This is a genomic window from Streptomyces sp. NBC_00162 (assembly GCF_024611995.1).
Classification (GTDB): domain Bacteria; phylum Actinomycetota; class Actinomycetes; order Streptomycetales; family Streptomycetaceae; genus Streptomyces.
Genome location: NZ_CP102509.1, coordinates 1,744,270 through 1,759,932, shown reverse-complemented (window position 1 = coordinate 1,759,932; position 15,663 = coordinate 1,744,270). Strand labels below are relative to the sequence as shown.

Here is a 15,663-nt window from a genome sequence, read left to right as displayed (position 1 = left end):
CATTAGTGACGCAGCCTCGTGAACCGGCCATAAAGCGTCGGATGCTGCCGGAGAGTCAGCTTCGTTATCGAATCGATACCACCGTCAACCGCCTTTGGACTAAAGCGCATTAGTGCAGGTCGACCTGGGCGCCGTGGAGGCCTTTCGGGGCCTCCGCGGCCCGGTCCCCGCATTCGGGACCAGGGTGTCACCGGCCACGGGGACCTCTGCCTCATTGACGAGGTCTTGATTTCGGACGACCGTGGGCACCGCCTCCGGCAATGAGGCCGGACTTCTGCGAAGGCGGCGACGATGACCCGTTCGGCCCCGACCTGTTCGAAGCTGACCCGTATGGCCGTTGCCGTGCTGGTGGCCGGCGCCCTCCTCTCGACCGGCGCGTGTGGGTTAAGCGGCGGCTCGGGGGAGGTGGAGGAGGCGGAGAGGACGGGCAGAGTGGCGGGTGAGATCACCTTCCGCACGCTCCAGTTGAAGCCGGTCTTCACGGCGTACGTACAGGGCGTGATCGACGGGTTCGAGGCGAAGTACCCCGACGTGAAGGTCAAGTGGGAGGACGTCCCGGGCGACGGCTACAACGAGAAGCTCGTCGCGGACGCCCAGGCCGGCGCCCTGCCGGACGTGGTCAACCTGTCCACCGACTCCTTCCAGCTCCTCGGCGACCGCGGCATGCTCGCCGACGTCGCCAAGCTCGACGGCGCGCTGGCCAAGGAGTACGTGCCGGGCGCCTGGGAGCAGTTCAAGCTCCCGGGCAAGGGCGACGGCGTGTACGCCTACCCCTGGTACGTGACCCCGGAGATCCTCACGTACAACAAGGAGCTCTTCGAGAAGGCCGGCCTGGACCCGGCCAAGCCGCCCGCCAGCGTGGAGCAGTTCTTCGACTACGCCGAGCGGATCGCCGCCACCTCCGGCGGCCGCACCGCCGCCTTCATGGCCGACCCGAAGGGCCGGCTGCCCGGGGACTGGCAGAAGATGGGCGTCCCGGTCCTCGACGCCAAGGGGGAACGTTTCACCTTCGACACCGACCGGGCCGTCGCGTGGGTGGAGCGGATGAAGGACCTGTACGCCAAGGGCGCGATGCCCAAGGAGTCCCTCCTCAAGTCCGACGACATCAACCAGCTCTACGGCAGCGGGAAGCTCGTCTTCGGCCCCGGCTCCCCGGGGTTCGTCAAGGACATCAAGCAGAACGCCCCGCAGGTGTACGCGAACACCCAGGTCGCGGGAGCCGTCACGGGCACCCTCGGGCACATCGGCATCTACGCACAGTCCCTCGGCATCAAGAAGGACACCAAGCACCTCGACGCGGCGACCGAGTTCGCCAAGTGGGTCACCAACGGCCCCAACCAGGTGGCGTTCTCCAAGAAGGCCACCATCTATCCGTCGAACGCCCAGGGCCTCGCCGACCCCTACTTCGCGGACAAGGGCGACGGCAAGGACGCCGAGACCCTCGCCCGCGCCGTCGGCGCCGAGCAGCTGAAGACCGCCCAGCTCGACGCCAACACCCCCGTCCAGTGGACCAGTCAGGTCGGCGACGCCGTCGTACGCGAGATGCAGAAGGCCATCAAGGGCGAACAGGACCCCCGTACGGCGGTCAGGAAGGCCCAGGAGGAGGCCAACAAGCTGCTCGCAGACGCGGCCCGGAAGTGACCCGCGTGCGGGCCGGGCAGGGGAAGCGGGCCAAGGAGACCGGGACCAGGGCCGGGACCGGGACGGAAACAGGGACAAGGGTGCGCCACCGCGCCTGGTGGACCCCGTACCTCTTCCTCGCCCCCGGCCTGCTCATGGTGACGCTGTTCAGCCTCTGGCCGTTCGTCAACACCGTCATCCTCTCCTTCACGGACTCCCAGATCCTGCGCGGCGGTACTTTCGTCGGCTTCGGCAACTACACCCGCGCCTTCGCCGACCCCGACTTCTGGACCGCGACCGGCAACAGCGTGCTGTACCTCGCGGTCGTCGTGCCCTGCCTCGTCCTGCTGCCGCTGGCCCTCGCCGTCCTCGTCCTCACCAAGGTCCCCGGCATCGGCTTCTTCCGCTCCGCGTTCTACACCCCGGTGATCGCCTCGGCCGTGGTCGTCGGCCTGATCTGGCAGTGGGTTCTGCGCAGCGACGGCCTGGTCAACACTGTCTTCCAGCGGCTGAGGATCGTCTCCGAACCCGTCCCGTTCCTGACCGACAGCACGATGCTGCTGGTCTCCGCGATGATCGTGACCGTGTGGAAGGGCCTCGGTTACTACATGGTCTTCTACCTGGCGGCCCTCGGGAACGTCCCCGCCTCCCTCTACGAGGCGGCCGCCCTCGACGGCGCCGGCCCCGTCCGCCGCTTCTTCAGTATCACAATCCCCCAGGTGAAGCCGATGATGCTGCTGGTCGGCACCCTCTCCGCCATCTCGGCGCTGCGCGTCTTCACCGAGATCTACATCCTCGGCGGCGAGAGCGGCGGCCCCGGCGGCGGCGCCCGCACCCTGCCCTTCCTCATCCGGCAGGTCGGCCTCGGCTTCTCCGGCGAGACCGGCTACGCCTCCGCCATCTCCATCCTGCTGTTCCTCCTGACCCTGGTCTTCAGCCTGCTCGGCCGCCGCCTGTCGAAGGGAGACGAGAGTTGAGGCGCCACTGGACCGGCCTCGCAGGCCGGTACGTCACGCTGGTCCTGATGCTCGTGATCATGCTGGGCCCGATCGTCTGGCAGTTCCTGACCTCGATCCGCGGCCGCACGGAGAACGTGTACGACGGCGTACTGCCCTCGCAGCCGACCCTCGACAACTACGTCCGGGTCGCCGAATCGTTCCCGCTGCTCCAGTACGTGGGCAACACCCTCGTCGTGGCGGTCCTCGCCATCACCTCGAACCTGCTCTTCGCGGCGATGGGCGGCTACGCCCTCTCCCGGCCCGGCTGGAAGGGCCGCAAGGCCGTCTTCACGGTGCTGGTGGCGACCCTGATGTTCCCCTTCGAGTCCGTGATGATCTCGATGTTCCTCACGGTCCGCGAGATGGGCCTGGTGGACACCCTCATCGGCGTCTGGCTGCCCGGCGCCGTCTCCGTCCTCAACATCATGATCATGCGGGCGGCCTTCCTGTCCGTACCCAAGGAGGTGGAGGAAGCCGCGGTCCTGGACGGCGCGGGCGAATGGACCCGCTTCACCCGGGTGTTCCTCCCCTCCGCCAAGGGGGCCCTGGCCGTCGTCTGCATCACCAGTTTCATGGGCGCCTGGGACGACTTCCTCTGGCCCCTGCTGGTCCTCACCAACAGCGACCACTACACCCTCCAGCTCGGGCTGAAGACCCTGGCCGGCGCCACGACCGTCAACGACCAGCGGCTCATCGCCGCCGGCGCGATGGCCGCGCTCCTCCCGATGATGCTCCTCTTCTTCGCCCTCCAGCGTTTCTTCTTCAAGGGCGTCGGAGAGGGAGCCGTCAAGACCTGATCCGCCCCCGCGCCCGCCCGCCCCTGCGCCCGCCCGTCCTTCTCGTCTCCGACCCCTCTCCCTCCTGGAGCAGCCGTCATGCACGACGACCGCAGCATCACCGAACACCGCCTCCGCCGGGTCCTCAAGGAGCGCATCAAGCCCGCCGTCCACTCCCGCCCGGTCCCGCTGACCGTCGCGCGCTGGGAGGCCCCGGGCGAGCCCGTCCCCGTCGCCCAGGGCCTGGCGGCGACGTACGAGCCCTGCGCGACCGGCGCGTCGTGGGGCCCGGCCTGGGGCACCACCTGGTTCAAGGTCACCGGCACCGTCCCGGCCGAGTGGGCAGGCCGTACGGTCGAGGCAGTCCTCGACCTGGGCTTCGACCGGATGATGCCCGGTTTCCAGTGCGAGGGACTGGTCCACCGGGCGGACGGGAGCGAGATCAAGGGGCTGAACCCGTACAACGACTGGGTGCGCGTCGCCGACCGGGCCGAGGGCGGCGAGCGCGTCGAGTGGTACGTCGAGGCCGCCTCCAACCCGGTCCTCGTCGAGCACACGCCCACGTACGAGGGCGACCAGCGGACCAGCGGCGACCAGCCCCTCTACCGCCTCGCCCGGATGGACCTCACCGTCTTCGAGACCGAGGTCTGGGAACTGGTCCAGGACCTGGAGGTCCTCCACGACCTCATGACGCAGCTCGGCACCGACGACGCCCGGCGGTACGAGATCCTGCGCGCCGTCGACGCGGCGCTGGACGCCGTGGACCTCGGCGACGTGCCCGGCACGGCGCCCGCCGCCCGCGCGTGCCTGACGGGCGTGCTCGCCGCCCCCGCCCGGGCCTCCGCACACCGGATCAGCGCGGTGGGCCACTCCCACATCGACTCAGCGTGGCTGTGGCCGCTGCGCGAGACGGTGCGCAAGGTCGCCCGCACCTCCTCCAACATGGTGAGCCTGATGGACGAGCACCCCGAGTTCGTCTTCGCCATGTCGCAGGCCCAGCAGCTCGACTGGATCAAGACGTACCGGCCCGAGCTCTTCGAAAGGATCAAGAAGAAGATCGCGGACGGGCAGTTCGTGCCGGTCGGCGGGATGTGGGTGGAGTCCGACACCAACATGGTCGGCGGCGAGGCCATGGCCCGCCAGTTCCTCTACGGCAAGAAGTTCTTCCTCGACGAGTTCGGCATCGAGACCCACAACGTCTGGCTGCCCGACTCCTTCGGCTACACCGCCGCGATGCCGCAGATCGTCAAGCTCTCCGGCTCCACCTGGTTCCTGACCCAGAAGATCTGCTGGTCCCAGGTCAACAAGTTCCCCCACCACACCTTCTGGTGGGAGGGCATCGACGGCACCCGCGTCTTCACCCACTTCCCGCCCGTCGACACCTACAACTCCGACCTCGGCGGCGCCCAGCTGGCGCACGCCGCCCGCAACTACCGGGAGAAGGGCCGGGGTTCGCGCTCGCTGGTGCCCTTCGGATGGGGCGACGGCGGTGGCGGCCCCACGCGCGAGCACCTCGCCCGCGCCAGGCGCCAGCGGAACCTCGAAGGCTCCCCGCAGGTCGAGATCGAGCGGCCGGACGCCTTCTTCGAGAAGGCCCGCGCCGAGTACGAGGACGCGCCCGTCTGGGCCGGCGAGCTCTACCTGGAACTGCACCGCGGCACCTACACCTCCCAGGCCAAGACCAAGCAGGGCAACCGGCACAGCGAATCACTGCTGCGCGAGGCCGAGTTGTGGGCGGCCACCGCCGCGGTGCGGGTGCCGGGGTACGCCTACCCGTACGAGGACCTGGAGCGGATCTGGAAGACGGTGCTGCTGCACCAGTTCCACGACATCCTGCCCGGCTCCTCCATCGCCTGGGTGCACCGCGAGGCGCGCGAGACGTACCGGTCGGTGCGCGAGGAGCTCCAGGGGATCACCCTGGCCGCGCAGACGGCGCTGGCGGGGAGGGCGGGCGGGAACTGGTCTTCAACTGCGCCCCGCACACCCGGCGCGGCATCCCGGCCGGCGGCGCGGGCGTCCCGGCCGAGGCGGGGCAGCCGGTCACCGTGGAGGAGCGGCACGGTGGCGGGCACGTCCTGGCCAACGGCAGGCTGCTGGTGGAGATCGACGGCCGCGGGCTGGTCGTGTCCGCCTACGACCTGGAGGCGGACCGCGAGGCGGTCGCGCCGGGCGGCGCGGCGAACCTGCTCCAGATCCACCCCGACTTCCCGAACATGTGGGACGCCTGGGACATCGACGCGTTCTACCGCAACAAGGTCACCGACCTGGTCGGTCTGGACGCCATGGAGATCACCGAGAGCGGCCCCTCGTCCGTCACCGTCCGGGTCACCCGCTCCTTCGGTTCCTCGACGGCGGTCCAGTCGCTCACCCTCCGCTCCGGAGCCAAGACGCTCGACATCGTCACGGACGTGGACTGGCATGAGACGGAGAAGTTCCTCAAGGCGGCCTTCCCGCTGGACGTGAAGGCCGAACGGTCCGCGTCGGAGACCCAGTTCGGGCACGTCTACCGGGCCACCCACACCAACACCTCGTGGGAGGCGGCCAAGTTCGAGATCTGCGCCCACCGCTGGATCCACGCCGAGGAGCCGGGCTGGGGGATCGCCCTGCTCAACGAGTCCACGTACGGGCACGACGTGACCCGCGACGTGCGGGCCGACGGAGGCCAGACCACCACGGTCCGGCTCTCCCTCCTGCGCGCGCCGCGCTATCCCGACCCGGAGACCGACCAGGGCGCCCACACCCTGCGGTTCTCGCTCGCGCCCGGCGCGGGGATCGGGGACGCGGTCCGCGAGGGCCACGCGCTGAACCTGCCGGAGCGGGTGGTGACGGGGGCGGGCCCGGTCGCCCCGCTGCTGGCCGTGGACGACGACGCGGTGGTCGTCGAGGCGGTCAAGCTCGCCGAGGACCGCGGCGGCGATGTGATCGTCCGCCTCTACGAGTCCCGCGGCGGCCGCGCCAGGGCGACCCTCACGCCGGGCTTCCCGGTCACGGCGGCGGTCGAGAGCGACCTGCTGGAGCGGCCTCTGGCGGGCTCGGCGGTCGGTGCCCTCACCCCGGACGGCGGGGTCGCCCTCACCCTGCGCCCGTTCCAGATCGTCACGGTGCGCCTGCACCGCGCCTGAGGCCCGCGGGCGGGGCGCTCACTCCCTAGGAAGCCGGGTCCGTGTCCGGGCCCGGCTCCACCGCGTTCATCCGGTCGGCCGCGTAGCGCAAGCCACCCGCGCTCCGCGGCGCAAAGCTGTGGTCAAGGAGCGCCACCACCGCACAGACGAGGACCGCGCCATGTCCCACAGCCGACGGATCAGCACCATCGCGGGGGTCGCGGCACTGCTGCTGGCCGCCACCGCCTGCTCGGGCCTGGGCCGGAGCACCGTAGGCATGCTCCGCTTCCGCGGCCACGACTCGCCGATCGAGCTGAGCTACTCCAACACCCTCGTCACGGGCTGTCACAGGATCGCCCTCCCGAGGGGGCCACCCACGTGGAGAACAACACCCTCGTCGACATCGTCCTGTACCGGACGGAGGACTGCGGCAAGGTCGACAAGGCCGACGGCATCTACGTGGCCACGACCCTCTCCAACGTGACGGCCCCCCGCACCCTGTCCTGGCGCAGCTTCAGGGTCATCCACTGACGCGCCCCGGCCCGGAGGCCGCGGCGGCGTGAACTCCGCCACAGCCTGCGGCCGGCCGGGCCCCCGGGCCCGGGAATCCCGGGCCGGCGGGCCCCCACCCGGTTTTGCACCTAGTTGCAAAACCGGCCTCCCCTCGCTACAACAGGGGCATCACCCCCGCGCGAGGAGGCGCCCCCCATGTCCCAGAGCCGGTACCCGCACCTGCTGAGCCCGCTGGACCTCGGATTCACCACGCTGCCGAACCGCGTGATCATGGGCTCGATGCACACCGGTCTCGAAGAGCACGAGGGCGGCTTCGAGCGCCTCGCCGCCTTCTACGCCGAGCGCGCCCGCGGCGGCGCGGGCCTGATCGTCACCGGCGGCATAGCCCCGAACGACGCCGGCCGCCCCTTCGAGGGAGGCTCCCGCCTCACCACCGAGGACGAGGCCGCCGAGCACCGGGTGATCACCGAGGCGGTGCACGCCGAGGGCGGGAAGATCGCCATGCAGATCCTCCACTTCGGCCGGTACGCCTACCACAAGGACCTGGTCGCCCCCAGCGCCCTCCAGGCCCCCATCAGCCCCTTCGTACCGAACGAGCTCACCGACATCGAGGTCGAGCGGACCGTCGAGGACTTCGTCCGCGCCGCCCGCCTCGCCAAGCTGGCCGGCTACGACGGCGTCGAGATCATGGGCTCCGAGGGCTACCTGATCAACGAGTTCATCGCCGCCGCGACCAACAAGCGCACCGACCGCTGGGGCGGCGCGTACGAGAACCGCGTCCGCTTCCCGCTGGAGATCGTCCGCCGGACCCGCGCGGCCGTCGGCGAGGACTTCATCCTCATCTACCGCCTCTCCATGCTCGACCTGATCCCCGGCGGCTCCACCCTCGACGAGGTCGTCCACCTCGCCAAGGAGATCGAGGCGGCCGGCGCCACCATCATCAACACCGGCATCGGCTGGCACGAGGCCCGCATCCCCACCATCGCCACCTCCGTCCCGCGCGGTGCCTACACCTGGGTCACCAAGCGGCTGATGGGCGCGGTGAGCGTCCCCCTCGTCACCAGCAACCGCATCAACACCCCGGAGATCGCTGAGGAGCTGCTCGCCGACGGGCGCGCCGACCTGGTCTCCCTGGCCCGCCCCTTCCTCGCCGACGCCGATTTCGTCGCCAAGGCCGCCGCCGGCCGCTCCGAGACCATCAACACCTGCATCGGCTGCAACCAGGCCTGCCTCGACCACACCTTCAGCGGCAAGATCACCAGCTGCCTGGTCAACCCGCGCGCCTGCCACGAGACCCAGCTGGTCCTCGCCCCCACCCGGCTCAAGAAGCGCGTCGCCGTCGTCGGCGCCGGCCCGGCCGGACTCGCCTGCGCGGTCTCCTCCGCCGGCCGCGGCCACGCCGTCACCCTCTTCGAGGCCTCCGGCCACATCGGCGGCCAGCTCGACATCGCCCGCCGCATCCCCGGCAAGGAGGAGTTCGAGGAGACCATCCGCTACTACGGCACCCAGCTCGTGGAGAGCGGTGTCGAGGTCCGCCTGAACACCCGCGCCGACGTGGAGACCCTCCAGAGCTACGACGAGGTCGTCGTCGCCACCGGAGTCACCCCCGCACCCCCGACATCGAGGGCGTGGACCACGCCAACGTCGTCAATTACCTCGACGTGCTGCGTGATGGCGCCCCCGTCGGCGAGCGCGTCGCCGTCGTCGGCGCCGGTGGCATCGGCTTCGACGTCGCCGAGTTCCTCACCGACAGCGGCGAGGGCGCCTCCCAGGACCCCGACGTCTACTTCCGCCACTGGGGCGTGGACACCTCGTACACCGGCCCCGGCGGGCTCACCGCCGCCGAACGCCCCGCGCCGCCGCGCCAGGTCCACCTGCTCCAGCGCAAGGCGACCAAGGTCGGCGCCGGCCTCGGCACCACCACCGGCTGGATCCACCGGGCGGAGCTCAAGCACCGCGGGGTGGTCTCCGTCGCGGGGGCGACGTACGACCGCATCGACGACGAGGGCCTGCACATCACCGTCGACGGGGAGCAGCGGCTCGTACCCGCCGACACCGTCGTCCTGTGCACCGGGCAGGAGCCGCGCCGCGACCTGTACGAGGCGCTGCGCGCGGCCGGTGTCGAGGCGCACCTGATCGGCGGCGCCGACGTGGCCGCCGAGCTCGACGCCAAGCGGGCCATCCGCCAGGGCACCGAACTGGCCGCGGCCCTCTGACGCCGTCCGGCGTCGTCTGACCGAAAGGGATTGTGGCGGTCCGGCCGGGCCGCCACAATCTCCCGGTGACGTTCTCACCCGCAGACGCAGACAAGATCCTCGCCGACAACTTCGCCCCCTGGGTGCTGGCCCTGGGCCTGAGCGTCCAGGAGACCGGCGAACGGCACGCCGTCCTGCGGCTGCCCTGGTCGCAGGCCCTGGCCCGGGACGGCGGCGGCCTCTCCGGTCAGGCCCTGATGGCGGCCGCCGACACCGCCACCGTCATCGCGATCTCCAGCGCGCGCGGCGCGTACGGGCCGATGACCACCGTCCAGCAGTCGACGAGCTTCCAGCGCCCGGTCACCGGCGCCGACGTCCTGATCCACGTACGGGTCACCAAACTCGGCCGGCGGATGGCCTTCGCCGACATCACCATGACCCCCGAGGGCGCCGCGGAGCCGTCCGCCACGGCCTCCACGGTCTACGCCCTGCTCGGCTGAGTTGCTTCCGCCACCGGCAGCCGGACCACCAGCCGGGCCCCCCGCGGGGAGTCCTCGGCGGTGAGGGTGCCGCCGTGGTGGGCGGTCAGGTCCCGCGCTATGGCCAGGCCCAGGCCGGCTCCGCCGTGGTCGCGGCTGCGGGCGTCGTCGAGACGGGTGAAGCGCTCGAAGACCCGCTCCCGGTCCCCGGGCGGGATCCCCGGGCCGTCGTCGGCCACCTCCAGCACGGCGGTCCGCGCGGACGGACCGCCGGTGGTGCGCAGCACGACGTCCACCCGCCGGCCGGCGAACCGCTCGGCGTTGTCGAGCAGGTTGGTGACCACCCGGGCCAGCCACAGTGCGCTGCCCTCCACCAGGACGCCGCCTTCCAGCTCGGTGCGTACGGGAACGCGGTCCCCGAGCCGTGCTTCCACGGCGTCGCGGACCACCGAGCCCAGGTCCAGCCGGACCGACGCCATCGGCTGGGCGGCGTCGATGCGGGCGAGCAGCAGGAGGTCGGAGGAGAGCTGCTGGAGCCGCTCGATGTCCTGGAGCGCGCCGCTGATCAGTTCCGGCCACAGTTCCGGGTCCCGGACGGCCAGCGCCACCTCCAGCTGGGTGCGCAGCACCGTGATGGGGCTGCGCAGTTCGTGGGAGGCGTCGGCGATGAACTGGCGCTGACGGTTTCCGGCGGACTCCAGCCGGTCCAGCGTGGTGTTCATCGTCTGCGCCAGGCGGGCGACCTCGTCACGGGTGGGCGGTACGGGGACCCGGCGGTGCAGATCCCGGTCGCTGATCTCGGCGACCTCGGCGCGGATCGCCTCGACCGGCCCGAGCGCCCGGCCGGTGACCCGCCAGGTGACGAAGGCGACGGTGGCCAGGAGCAGCGGGCCGCCGACCGCGAGCGCGGCGGCGGTGGTGTCGTCGGCCGCGTCCACATCGCGCAGCGAGGTCCCCACGAAGACGGTGACCATGCCCTGCGGGGTCTCCGTGGTGACCTGCACGACCCGCTGGCGGTGCTCGCCGCCGAGCGGGCCGGTCTTCCAGGTGTGGAAGACCGTGCCGGGCCGGAGGGGTTTGACGGGGACGAGCGAGAGTTCCCCGGCGAGGTTCGGGGAGGCGCGCAGCACCCGGCCGCGGGCGTTCACCACCTGGACGAAATCGACGCCGTGCAGGGTCGGCCGCATCTTCTCGAGATCTCCGGAGGCCGCGAGCCGGGCGACCGTCTCGGCCTGCCGCGCGGCGTCGCGCTCGGCGTTGCGCAGCAGATTGGCCTCCAGCAGTCCGAGGAGGGCGAAGGAGGCCAGTGCCAGGGCCGCGGCGACGACCACGACGGCGCCCACGGTGGCGCGGGCGCGGACGGTCATGGGCCACAGGCGGCGCAGCGGTGACCACTGGAGCAGGAGTGGCAGGCGTGGCAGGTGTGGCCGACGGCGGAACTGGCGGCGGGGGAGTGCGGGCTCAGCCACCGTCGGCCGCCAGCCGGTAGCCGGCGCCGCGTACGGTCTCCAGCGCGGAGCGGCCGAACGGCGCGTCGATCTTGCGGCGCACGGCGCTGATGTGGACCTCGACCACGTTGGGATCGCCGGCGAAGGCCATGTCCCACACCTGTTCGAGTATCTCCCGCTTGGGCACGACCTCGCCGGGGCGCCGGGCCAGGTACTCCAGCACCGCGAACTCCCGGGCCGTCAGCCGGATCTCGGTGTCGCCGCGGGAACAGCTGTGCCGGGCCGGGTCCAGCACCAGGTCCCCGAAGCGCAGGATCTGCGGGCCGCGGCGGCCGGTGCGCCGGGCCAGGGCGCGCAGCCGGGCGACCAGGACGAGGTAGGAGAACGGCTTGGAGAGGAAGTCGTCGGCGCCGGTGTCCAGGGCCTCCGCCTCGTCGTACTCGCCGTCCTTCGCCGTGAGCATCAGGATCCCGGATTCGTTCCCGGCGGCGCGCAGCCGCGCGCAGACCCGGTAGCCGTTCAGGCCGGGCAGCATGATGTCGAGCACGATCAGGTCGTAGTCGTGCTCGGTGGCCATCCACAGCCCCCGCGGCCCGTCGTGGGCCACATCCACGGAGAACCCCTCCGATTGGAGTCCCCGTTGCAGGGCCACGGCCAGCCGCCGTTCGTCCTCCACCACCAGTACGCGCATGCCGACCAGGGTCTCAGGCCCGGTCCGCGGCTGGCTGAAGAGGTCTTCAGCCGCCTTCAGGTGGGCTTCAGGATCCGCTCCGCATGCTCTGCAACGAGCCGGGTGCCGTGCCCGGTTGTGCATGAGGAGTCCCGGTATGTCTGAGTCTTTCCCGCCGTCCGAGCAGCCAGAGCAGCCCAAGCGGCCCGAGCAGCCCGCGAGCGCCCCGGAAACCGGAGGGCGTACGCGCGTGAACCTGGGGCGCCTGGTACCCCGGCGCAGGGGTGCCCGATGGGCTGCGCTGGGCGCGGCCGTGGTGATCGTCGGCGGTGTGGCGGTGGCGGTGGCCGTGGACGAGCACCACGACAGGATGGCCGGACCGCGCGTCGCCTGGGCCGAGGCCGACCACAAGGGCGGGATGAAGCGCGGCCCCGAAGGCGGCGGCGAGCACGGCGACCGCGCGTTCGGTGACCAGAGGATCCACAAGAACCTCAAGGACCCGAAGGCCCTGAAGGAGCTGCGGGAGCAGCGGGAGGCGGCACCGAAGCCGCGCGCCGGTGAAGCGGGCCCCGGAGGCTCCCCGAAGGCGGCCCCCGCCCCCTGCCGTCGCTGGCCATCGGCCAGGCGGCCGACAAGGCGGCCGGGGCGGTGGACGGCGGCAAGGTGGAGAGCATCCGCGTGGTCGCCCAGGAGGGCGGCGGCAGCGCCTGGCTGGCCGTCGTACTCGGCCCGGACGGAGTCCGTCACGCGGTCACGGTCTCCGGTACGGACGGCACCGTCACCGGCAACACCCCGGTCGCCGGCCGCTAGATCCGCGGGAGCCGCTACACAGGCGGCGCGGCCCGGTCGCTTTCGGCGGCGACCGGGTACGGCACGAAGGTGCTGCTGTTCTCGTCGACGGCCAGTGCGCGGCCGAGGGGCGGCACGGCGCGCTGGGGGCAGTCGAGCCTCTCGCAGAGCCGGCAGCCCATGCCGATGGGCGTGTCGGCGGAGGTCTTGCCGAGGTCGAGGCCGTCGGAGTAGACGAGGCGGGAGGCGTGCCGGATCTCGCAGCCGAGACCGATGGCGAAGGTCTTGCCGGGTTCGCCCCAGCCGCCGCGGTGGCGGGTCACGGCGCGGGCGGTCCAGAGGTATCGCTGCCCGTCGGGCATGGCGGCGGCCTGGACGTGGATGCGGCCGGGCGCGGCGAAGGCCTCGTACACGTTCCACAGCGGGCAGGTGCCGCCCGCGCGGGAGAAGTGGAATCCGGTCGCGGACTGCCGCTTGGACATGTTGCCGGCGCGGTCCACCCGGACGAAGGAGAAGGGCACCCCGCGCAGCCTGGGGCGTTGCAGGGTGCTCAGGCGGTGGCAGACGGTCTCGTAGCCGAGACCGAAGTGGTCGGTGAGCCGCTCGATGTCGTAGCGGAACTCCTCGGCGGCCGTGTGGAAGGCCCGGTACGGGAGGATCAGCGCGGCGGCGAAGTAGTTGGCGATGCCGATCCGGGCCAGGGCGTGGGCGGGGGAATCCGGCGGGAAGTCCTCCGCCGCCAGCCGGTCGAGTTCCTCCCCGTACTCCAGCAGCGCCAGTTGGGTGGCCATCCGGAAGGCCTGCTGGCCCGGCCGGAGCCGGCTCGACACGTGCAGGACACGGGAGCGGGCGTCGTAGCGGTGCAGCCGGTCCGAGTCGGCCGCCAGGCGCACACCGTGACGGTCCACGAGCCTCGCCGACAGGGCGCGTACGACGTCCCCGGGCGGATCCCGACCTCGCGCGCCAGTGCCTCGGCGGCGAGGTCGGTCTCGTGAAGGTAGTTCTGTCGCCGGTAGAAGAACTCGCGGATCTCCTCGTGCGGTGAGCGCGGGCTCCCCACCGTGCCGTCCCGGCCGTCCGCGGCCCCGGCGAGCCGCTCGGCCAGCAGCTGGCCGCGCCGGCCGAGGTCCAGCAGGACGTGGGCCACGGCGGGCATCCGGGTGGCGAGTTCCGCCAGGTCGGACGGTGACACCCGGGCCCCGGCGACCTCGGTGGCGAGGGCCTCGCGGAGGTCGGCCACCAGCCGGCTGGTGTCACGTTCCGAGAAGAAGCCGGGATCGACGCCGAACGCCTCGGTCAGCCGCAGCAGTACCGGCACCGTGAGCGGCCGCGAGTCGTGCTCCATCTGATTGAGGTAGCTCGGCGAGATCGCGAGGACGCGCGCCAGGTCGGCCTGGCTCATCCGCCGCTCCTCGCGCAGGCGCCGCAGCCGCGCCCCCGCGTACGTCTTGCTCACCGGGCTCCCCCTCAGGTGATCGGAACAGCCGTAACCCTACGCGGGATCCGCGCGCCGACGGCCTTCGCAAACTTGGCAAAAACGCTTCCGAAGATTCGCAGAACTTGGCATCCGTCCCTCCTTGTTGGCACTCGGTGCCACTGTCAGAGTCGGTCCTGCGGCCAGTGAAACCGGGACAGTCGAGACCGGCATGGCGGCCGCTACCCCCAGCCCCGGCACGTGGTGCCAGTGCGGACAAGCGACTCAGGGAGACGGTGACGGTCATGGCAGAGGCGAACACGGCGGCAGCGGCCCAGCAGCTCGAGCAGCGGTGGGCGACCGACCCCCGCTGGGCGGGCATCGAGCGGACGTACGGCGCCGAGGACGTGGTCCGGCTCTCCGGCAGCGTCCGGGAGGAACACACCCTGGCCCGGCGCGGAGCCGAGCGCCTGTGGCGGCAGCTGCACGAGCTGGACTACGTCCACGCGCTCGGCGCGCTCACCGGCGGCCAGGCCGTCCAGCAGGTCCGGGCCGGACTCCAGGCGATCTACCTGTCCGGCTGGCAGGTCGCCGCCGACGCCAACCAGGCCGGGCACACCTACCCCGACCAGAGCCTGTACCCGGTCAACTCGGTGCCGCAGGTGGTGCGCAGGATCAACAACGCGCTGCTGCGCGCCGACCAGATCGCCACCGCGGAGGGCGGCGGTACGGGTTCGACGGACGCGGGGACCGACTGGCTGGCGCCGATCGTCGCCGACGCCGAGGCCGGTTTCGGCGGCCCGCTCAACGCCTTCGAGCTGACCAAGGCGATGATCGCGGCGGGCGCGGCCGGCATCCACTACGAGGACCAGCTCGCCTCCGAGAAGAAGTGCGGCCACCTGGGCGGCAAGGTGCTCGTGCCCACCTCCCAGCACGTCCGCACCCTCAACGCGGCCCGGCTCGCGGCCGATATCGCCGACGTCCCGACCCTGATCATCGCCCGTACCGACGCCCTCGCCGCGAACCTGCTGACCAGCGACGTCGACGAGCGCGACGCGCGGTTCGCCACCGGCGAGCGCACCGCCGAGGGCTTCTACCGCGTCGAGAACGGCATGGCGCCGGTGATCGCCCGCGGCCTCGCCTACGCCCCGTACGCCGACCTCATCTGGGTCGAGACCGGCACCCCGGACCTGGCCCAGGCCCGCGAGTTCGCCGAAGCCGTCCACGCGCGGTACCCCGACCAGATGCTTGCCTACAACTGCTCGCCCTCCTTCAACTGGAAGGCGGCGCTGGACGACGACCAGATCGCCAAGTTCCAGCGGGAGCTGGGCGCGATGGGCTACCGCTTCCAGTTCATCACCCTGGCCGGCTTCCACTCCCTCAACCACGGCATGTTCGACCTGGCCCGCGGCTACGCGGAGCACGGCATGACCGCGTACGTGGACCTTCAGGAGCGCGAATTCGCCGCCCAGGAGCACGGGTTCACCGCCGTGAAGCACCAGCGTGAAGTCGGCACCGGCTACTTCGACCTCGTCTCCACCGCCGTCAACCCCGCCTCCTCGACCACCGCGCTCGCCGGCTCCACCGAGGAGGAGCAGTTCCACTGAGCCCGCCCCGCGGGCGGGGGCGAGCACCGCTCCGCCGTCCCCGCCCGCCCGTC

At 71.6% G+C, this 15,663-nt stretch carries 9 protein-coding genes and 3 pseudogenes; 9 read left to right on the top strand and 3 right to left on the bottom strand.

Annotated features, from left to right (window positions below; all coding sequences use genetic code 11):
• Positions 1 to 291: 291 nt before the first annotated feature.
• The 7 genes and pseudogenes from JIW86_RS08840 to JIW86_RS08800 all read left to right on the top strand — a co-directional run bounded on the left by JIW86_RS08840 (position 292) and on the right by JIW86_RS08800 (position 9,703).
• Positions 292 to 1,641 (top strand): ABC transporter substrate-binding protein, encoded by a 1,350-nt coding sequence (locus JIW86_RS08840; RefSeq protein ID WP_257553268.1) that lies wholly within the window; start codon positions 292 to 294, stop codon positions 1,639 to 1,641.
• Between the two features lie 80 nt (positions 1,642 to 1,721).
• On the top strand, positions 1,722 to 2,597 hold the full coding sequence (locus JIW86_RS08835) for a carbohydrate ABC transporter permease (protein ID WP_257553267.1): 876 nt from the start codon (positions 1,722 to 1,724) through the stop codon (positions 2,595 to 2,597).
• The gene (locus JIW86_RS08830) at positions 2,594 to 3,415 is read left to right on the top strand and encodes a carbohydrate ABC transporter permease (protein ID WP_257553266.1); all 822 of its coding nucleotides are present in this window, start codon (positions 2,594 to 2,596) and stop codon (positions 3,413 to 3,415) included. The genes JIW86_RS08835 and JIW86_RS08830 overlap by 4 nt, the downstream gene beginning before the upstream one ends.
• A 78-nt stretch (positions 3,416 to 3,493) precedes the next feature.
• A pseudogene (locus JIW86_RS08825) lies at positions 3,494 to 6,516 on the top strand (alpha-mannosidase).
• Positions 6,517 to 6,873: 357 nt separating this feature from the next.
• Positions 6,874 to 7,026 carry a hypothetical protein gene (locus JIW86_RS08820; protein WP_257553265.1) on the top strand — a complete coding sequence of 51 codons (153 nt, stop codon included), beginning with the start codon at positions 6,874 to 6,876 and terminating at the stop codon, positions 7,024 to 7,026.
• A gap of 177 nt (positions 7,027 to 7,203) precedes the next feature.
• Positions 7,204 to 9,224, top strand: a pseudogene (locus JIW86_RS41425) (FAD-dependent oxidoreductase).
• Positions 9,225 to 9,289: 65 nt separating this feature from the next.
• Positions 9,290 to 9,703, top strand: a complete 414-nt coding sequence (locus tag JIW86_RS08800; protein ID WP_257553264.1) for a PaaI family thioesterase — start codon at positions 9,290 to 9,292, stop codon at positions 9,701 to 9,703.
• Here JIW86_RS08800 and JIW86_RS08795 read toward each other — a convergent pair.
• Complete coding sequence (locus JIW86_RS08795; protein WP_416237541.1) at positions 9,685 to 11,049, bottom strand: sensor histidine kinase; 1,365 nt, start codon at positions 11,047 to 11,049, stop codon at positions 9,685 to 9,687. The two genes, JIW86_RS08800 and JIW86_RS08795, sit on opposite strands and share 19 nt — an antisense overlap.
• Before the next feature lie 94 nt (positions 11,050 to 11,143).
• Positions 11,144 to 11,821, bottom strand: coding sequence for a response regulator transcription factor (locus JIW86_RS08790; RefSeq protein ID WP_257553263.1), 678 nt, complete (start codon positions 11,819 to 11,821; stop codon positions 11,144 to 11,146).
• Between the two features lie 627 nt (positions 11,822 to 12,448).
• On the opposite strand from JIW86_RS08790, the gene JIW86_RS08785 reads away from it, so the two are divergent.
• A complete protein-coding gene (locus JIW86_RS08785) occupies positions 12,449 to 12,610 on the top strand; it encodes a hypothetical protein (RefSeq protein WP_257553262.1) in 162 nt (53 codons plus the stop codon).
• A 14-nt stretch (positions 12,611 to 12,624) separates the two neighbouring features.
• On the opposite strand, the pseudogene JIW86_RS08780 reads toward JIW86_RS08785, so the two are convergent.
• Positions 12,625 to 14,045 (bottom strand): annotated as a pseudogene (locus tag JIW86_RS08780) (short-chain fatty acyl-CoA regulator family protein).
• Positions 14,046 to 14,308: 263 nt separating this feature from the next.
• Between JIW86_RS08780 and aceA the strand changes: the two are divergent.
• Positions 14,309 to 15,610: an isocitrate lyase gene (gene aceA, locus JIW86_RS08775; RefSeq protein ID WP_257553261.1), complete on the top strand. Its 1,302-nt coding sequence runs from the start codon at positions 14,309 to 14,311 to the stop codon at positions 15,608 to 15,610.
• Positions 15,611 to 15,663: the final 53 nt, after the last annotated feature.